Below are 664 nucleotides of genomic sequence, written 5' to 3'. Positions count from 1 at the left end.
CCAGGCCAGGCCCTTGAGGTTGAGCGCGATACGCACGCGGTACGACGCCGAACTGCGGAAATAGGTATAGAGCTTGAGCACGCGTCAGGCCCCCATCGCTCAGGCCAGCGCCGGCAGCAAGGTGGCCGCGCACTCGCCAAAGCCGATGCGCGCAGCGCCAGCCCTCTCACACCAGCCGCGCAGTTCCATGCGATCGCCATCCTCCACGAAGGTGCGCTGCTCACCATTGGGCAGCACGACAGGCTGCTTGCCACCCACCGTGAGTTCGATCAGCGCCGCCGCCTGGTCGAGCGTCGGGCCGGACAGCGTGCCGGTGCCCAGAATGTCGCCCGCGCGCAGGTTGCAGCCGTTGACCGTGTGATGCGCGACCATCTGCCCCAGGGTCCAGTAGGCGTGGCGGTAGTTGGTGGCACTCAGCCGCGTGGCGACCTGCTCTTCGGCGCGCATCCGCGCCGTCTGCATCAGGACTTCCAGCTGGATGTCGAGCGCGCCTTCCTCACGGTCGCCAGGGGCGTTCAGGTAAGGCAGCAGCTCCGGGTCCTCGGCGTCACGCACGGGTGGTGCGGTGCGGTATGGGGCCAGCGCCTCCAGGGTGACGATCCATGGCGACAGCGTGGACGCGAAGTTCTTGGCCAGGAACGGACCGAGCGGCTGGTATTCCCAG

General features: G+C 67.9%; 2 protein-coding genes. Both read right to left on the bottom strand.

Going from position 1 to position 664, the window contains the following annotated elements:
* Window positions 1–81 (bottom strand): thioredoxin domain-containing protein (locus J0A65_RS24950; protein ID WP_463452380.1); only part of this gene is annotated, 81 nt, incomplete at its 3' end.
* 18 nt (window positions 82–99) lie between these two features.
* Window positions 100–664, bottom strand: a 565-nt coding sequence (locus J0A65_RS24945) for a fumarylacetoacetate hydrolase family protein (RefSeq protein ID WP_206596922.1), incomplete at its 5' end; no start/stop codon positions are given.

Origin of the sequence: Bowmanella yangjiangensis, assembly GCF_017255015.1 — a bacterium.
Taxonomy (GTDB): Bacteria; Pseudomonadota; Gammaproteobacteria; order Enterobacterales; family Alteromonadaceae; genus Bowmanella; species Bowmanella yangjiangensis.
The sequence above is the reverse complement of the archived record's forward strand: the minus strand, read 5'-3'. Positions and strand labels throughout refer to the sequence as shown.